The following is a 5,529-nucleotide window of genomic DNA, read 5'->3' on the forward strand; positions in this document are numbered from 1 at the left end:
ATCTGTGCCATTGGCGCTGACGCCGGACAGTCGGCGATCAGCACGGTCGCGCCCTCCGACGCCAGCCTCCGCGCCGCCGCGCTGCCCAGACCACCGGCGCCGCCGGTGATGATGGCCACTTTCCCTTCGACTCTCCGCATATCGTCCTCTCTGGAAAATATTGGGCGGGGCGCGCCGGCGTAAGAGCCGAGCGCGCCCGCCTAATCAGAACCGCGTGCTCAACTGGATGCCGTAAGTGGCAGGCTTGCCGGCGTAGCGGATCACCGCGTCCTGCCCCTTTTCCACCGTGGTCCAGTAATATTTGTTGAAAATGTTGCGGCCGAAGAGGCCGACCCGCCAATTGCCGTCGGGTGACTTCACGCCGGCCCGGAGATCGACCAGGACATAGGGATTGAGGTCATAATTGCCCTTGCCTCCGGCGATCAGCAGATCGTTGCCGAACGCGGCAGTCGTGCGGCTATGATAGTTCACCGCGCCAGCGACATAGGCTTCCATGCTGTTGGAAATAGGGAAGTCATACTGAGCGTCGCCAGCCAATTGCCATTTGGCCGCATAGGGGAAGCTCTCGCCCGAATAGTCGGCGAAAATACCACCGGCATTATAGCCCGTATACTGCTTGATCTTACTGTCGAGATAGGTTCCCGAAGCGCTGATGTTCAGGCCGCGTGTCGGTTGCCACACCAGTTCCAGTTCAGCACCCTGGAGACGGGATTTCGGGATGTTGACCAACTGCTGAATGCGGCCGAACAGCAGATCCTGAAGCAGCACATAGATCTGCTTGTCACTATAGTCATAATAGAAGGCGGCACCATTGATCTGCATGGTGTGCCCGAACAGTGGGGCCTTGAAGCCGACTTCGTAGGCAAGCAGCGATTCTTGCTTGACCGGAAGATTTGAAGTGAATGTCGAAGCGGCGAAGGCCGGGATGCTACCCGCCTTATAGCCTCGGCTGACATTCGCGTAGAGGAGCGTTGCGCCTGGCGTCTTGTAGTTCAGGCCCACGCGCCAGGAAACATTGTCCTCCCGCAGGCGGCCGATGGAGGCGGCAGGATTGAAATTTTCGTCCAGGGTGGTGCAGTCACCGACGGAAACCGGCATGATCGGCGTCGTCTTGGTGCCGATATTATAGTAGAATTGCTGCGTGCCGAGGCTGAGTTCCGCGAACGCCGGTTCCGCCGCCACCGCGCAGCTGCGACCATCCCGATTGGTCTTGGTGTACCGCATGCCGCCCTGCAACGTGACATCAGGGACGATTTCCCATTCGACATTGCCGAACACCGCATAGGATTTGATCGTGTTGTCGCTCAGCCCGTTCGTCATCGAAAAGTCCAGGCCTTCCGGCCCGATATAGCCGAATTCCCCATTCGTGCCGATCGGCCCAAGGCCTGCGAACACGCCATGCGCGTTGGATGCATCCTTCACATAATAAGTGAAGAGCTGATGCACCTTGTGGTGGGAATAATTGCCGCCCAGAATCCACTGGATCGGTCCATTCTCGCCTTCAAGACGCAGTTCCTGGTTGAACGCCTTGACCGTGCCGGTGCCGTAACGGTCGCCGGTTTCATACGTATATCCATCATTGTCATAGAAGGCCTTGGTGCTGAAGCTCTGATAGGCCGTGATGGAAACCAGCCGGAGATCGTCCGTCAGTTCATAATTGATCCGCCCAGACAGCATCCAGAACCAGTCGTCGCGGCCGTAGTCCCGGTCAGGCCCCCAATCCGCGGCGCGCGCGTTGTTTGGCGGCAAAGGATAGTTTGCGACGCCGGCAATGATTCCCGACGGCACCTGCGGATCGATCTTGCGGACCTGCGGCGCGATCGTATCGGATTTATCGATCCAGCCGGTTCCGTTCAACGCCACGGTCAACCGCTCGGTCGGCTCCCAGTCGAGCAGCGCCCTTCCCTGCCATTGTTCCTGACGGCCGAGCGTATCGTTGCGCGTGTAGCTCTTCTGCCAGTCGCCGCCCTGCACCGTCCGAACGGCAAGACGCCCTTTCAAGGTGCTGCTTAGCGGGCCGCTGACGAACCCAGTCGCATCGAGCGTATTGAACCGGCCATATTCGGCATCCACCCCGGCGGAGAATGTATCGGTGGGCTTGGCCGCGATATAGTTGAACGCACCGCCCGTAGAATTCTGGCCATAAAGCGTGCCCTGCGGCCCCTTGAGCACCTCGACCCGTTCCAGATCGAAGATCGCGCCCTTGGTCATGAAGCTGTAGGGCAGGGGGACTTCATCGACATAGACGCTGACGGTCGGACCCGCCGAAAGGCTCTGATCGATGAAACCGACGCCGCGCAACGTATAGATGGGAACGCCCAGCGCGGTTTCCGCATAGGCGAAGCCGGGAACCGTCTTGACCAGATCGGCCGCCGTCGAAACACCGCGCTCGATCAGGGCATCCCCCGAGATCGCGGCGATCGACATGCCGACATTGTTGATCGACTGGACACGCTTTTGCGCGGTAACAACGATCTCTTCGATGCCTGACTGTGTTACTTCACTAGTCGGAGGGGGCGCCGCGGAAACGGGAGCATCTTGTGCATAAAGTGGCGATGTTGAAAATGCCAATACCCAAAGGGAAACCCCACGCGATATAGAAATCCCCATGCTCTTCATAACATCCTCCTCCCAGGTTTATGCCAGAACAACTAGATTTGGTCCGTTTTGAAGACCTGTGTTTCTGGCTTTCAATTCATCCTCACCTATTGGTATTGCTATCGATACCGTCATTATCTTGTTGGCGGTTACGCTTCCTCCATGAGTTCAAGATATCGGTGAATCTCAATCCCAAAGGGCAAACCATGGAACCGGCCGGGCCGATTTCCCTAACATGTTGCAGAGTTTTTCTGGCTCTGTTGCAAACTCTGACACGGTTTCCAAGATTGGGCTCATGTACTGTCAAGGTCAGTTGCGATGAACGATTTCAAAGGACGGCATTTTACCGGCGAGGTCATCCTATGGGCGGTGCGCTGGTATTGTCGATACGGCATCAGCTACCGTGATCTCGAGGAAATGCTGTCCGAGCGTGGGATCGATGTCGATCATACGACGATCTATCGCTGGGTGCAGCGCTACGCGCCGGAGATGGAGAAGCGTCTCCGCTGGTTCTGGCGGCGCGGCTTTGATCCGAGCTGGCGTCTGGATGAGACCTACGTAAAGGTGCGGGGCAAATGGACCTACCTGTACCGGGCGGTCGACAAACGGGGCGACACGATTGATTTCTATCTGTCATCGACACGCAGCGCCAAAGCGGCGAAGCGCTTTCTGGGCAAAGCTCTTCGTGGCCTGAAGGACTGGGAAAAGCCGGCCAAACTCAATACCGACAAGGCACCCAGCTACGGCGCAGCAATCGCTGAGCTGAAACGCGAAGGCAAACTGGCGGCGGAAACCGAGCACCGGCAGGTGAAATATCTGAACAACGTGCTCGAGGCCGACCACGGCAAGCTGAAGATGCTGATCAAGCCGGTACGTGGCTTCAAGTCGATGCCAACGGCCTACGCCACGATCAAGGGCTTCGAGGTCATGCGCGCCCTACGCAAAGGACAGGCCCAGGCATGGTGCCTGCAGCCAGGTATCATGGGGGAGGTGCGCCTGGTTGAAAGAGCATTCGGAATTGGACCCTCGGCCCTGACCGAAACCATGATTATGCTCAATAAGCATTTCGCCAATGCTGCCTAATCCCCCAACTGGGTGACGCCGCGCGGCCGTGCCCCATGTTTGCAACAGAGCCGGCGAGGAAGCCTATTGCGCCGCAGGCGGCACCTTCACCACCGATCTTTTCGGAGAACGTCGCTATTGCGATGATGCGGGCCTTGTCATGGACCTTGTGCAAGATCGGCTCGACGCCATCGCCAAGGCGGCGCGCGAAGATGGCTGGCGCGATGCAGAAGGGCAGCTCTACCGGCCTGATTCCTACTGGATGCGCGGCCATCTGGAACCCGCTGGCGAGCGCCATCCGACCGAGGAAGAAACCGCGCAGCTGGTCGAGATCGAGGCGGCAATCGCCAAGCGGGAAAGCGAGGTGGACGAGGACGAGCACGACTATGACGACGAGTTGCGCGCCCTTACCTGCAAGCAGGACGCTATCGTATCGGCTTGCCGCGTCTTCACCGCCGAGCAGAAGGCCGAGCACTCGCTTATCGTCTTCATCGGGCATGACGGTATCGAACAGGTTGCGTTCACGCGCAGCGCCAAGGGCACCGCCGCCGATGGCCCCAAGCCTCCCCGGCCCGACTACTCGCAGAAGGTCATGGATCAGCTGGGCGGCATCCGCACGATGGCGGTTCGGGAAGCCCTTGCCAGCGACCCGGAGCTGGCGCTGGACGTGCTCTTGACGGGCCTATTGGGGCAGGTTCGCGGCAACTCCTATTCGTGGCAACAAGCCGCCGAAATCACCGCCGAGAAGAACCGCTTCCATGTTGACGAGGCGATCATGGGCCATTCCACGATTGCCGACATTGACGAAATCGCGGGGGCCGATCTTGCCCGCTTGGCCGAGACACCCACGCTGGACGACATGCGCCAGATGGACAGCGAAGCGAAATTGCGGCTGCTGGCCTACTGCGTGGCCTCGCAGATCACGAGCCTTTCGTTCCATAGCGACCGCGACCGCCAGCTGGCGCAGATCGTCGGGGCCGCGCAGATCGACATGGCCGACAAGTGGGAACCCAATCAGGTATTCTATGACCAGCTTAGCAAGGCCACGCTCTTGAAGCTGCTGGCCGAAGGTTGCGGCAACGACGCCGCAGAGAATTGCCAGACCATGAAGCGCTCTGATCTTGCCGTGACGGTCAACGAGCGCCTTGCGGGGCGGCGCATCCTGCCCCCCGCCCTTCGACCCTCTGCCTTGCCCGATGCCGCTGATAGCGAAAGCCAAGCGGCATGACGGCATGGGGAGCGCGCTTCACTCCCGCGCTCCCCGCAAACTTGCGGGGCGGTGGCAGCTGCCACCGCACCCATTTTACAGAACGCAGCCGGTAAAATCGGCCGCGTATAATGAGCGGCCAGGGCCGCGCGTTGCCGGTGGTGGCAGCTGCCACCGGGGGAACACCAAGGGCACCCGCCCTTTCGTTCCCGAAGCATAATCGACAGGACCGGGTTGCACGCCAAGTTCGGCCAGTTCCGGCGCGATCGCGCGCGCCGGGGCCTCCCTAGACGCGCCGCCCGCACCACTCCCATCGATTTTGCTTCCCCCTCCCCATCCCGCGCTTCGCCAGCGGGTCAGAGCCGCAGGCCGCAGGCAGCGGCTTCGCCTAAAGGAGTGAAAAATGGCTAAGGAAACGAACCGGATCGACATTTATCAGGCCGTCACCGACGACATTCTTGCGATGCTGGAAGCGGGCACCAAGCCGTGGGTGAAGCCGTGGAGCGGTGGGCCGACCATTCCGCTCCGGCACAATGGGGTCGCCTATCGTGGGATCAACGTCCTCAGCCTTTGGGCCAGCGCTATGCGTCAGGGCTTCGCCTCGCCCTATTGGCTGACCTTCAAACAGGCGGTGCGACGTGCAAGTCGCATGAAAGGAGTAA

5 protein-coding genes are annotated in these 5,529 nt (G+C 59.9%); 3 read left to right on the forward strand and 2 right to left on the reverse strand.

Features of this window, described 5'->3' with window-relative positions:
• A partial coding sequence (locus tag A7A77_RS17055; RefSeq protein WP_156500670.1) for an SDR family NAD(P)-dependent oxidoreductase occupies nucleotides 1-140 on the reverse strand: 140 nt, incomplete at its 3' end.
• A gap of 64 nt (nucleotides 141-204) precedes the next feature.
• Nucleotides 205-2,619: a TonB-dependent receptor gene (locus A7A77_RS17060; protein ID WP_082836222.1), complete on the reverse strand. Its 2,415-nt coding sequence runs from the start codon at nucleotides 2,617-2,619 to the stop codon at nucleotides 205-207.
• Nucleotides 2,620-2,916: 297 nt separating this feature from the next.
• On the opposite strand from A7A77_RS17060, the gene A7A77_RS17065 reads away from it, so the two are divergent.
• From A7A77_RS17065 to A7A77_RS17075, 3 genes are all read left to right on the forward strand, one after another.
• On the forward strand, nucleotides 2,917-3,681 hold the full coding sequence (locus tag A7A77_RS17065) for an IS6 family transposase (protein WP_006949122.1): 765 nt from the start codon (nucleotides 2,917-2,919) through the stop codon (nucleotides 3,679-3,681).
• Between the two features lie 28 nt (nucleotides 3,682-3,709).
• Entirely contained in the window at nucleotides 3,710-4,888 is a 1,179-nt protein-coding gene (locus A7A77_RS17070; protein ID WP_245638534.1) for a hypothetical protein, read from the forward strand.
• A gap of 382 nt (nucleotides 4,889-5,270) precedes the next feature.
• On the forward strand, nucleotides 5,271-5,529 hold a 259-nt coding region (locus A7A77_RS17075; protein WP_156500671.1), incomplete at its 3' end, for an ArdC-like ssDNA-binding domain-containing protein.

The organism is Croceicoccus bisphenolivorans (genome assembly GCF_001634625.1).
Taxonomy (GTDB): Bacteria; Pseudomonadota; Alphaproteobacteria; order Sphingomonadales; family Sphingomonadaceae; genus Croceicoccus; species Croceicoccus bisphenolivorans.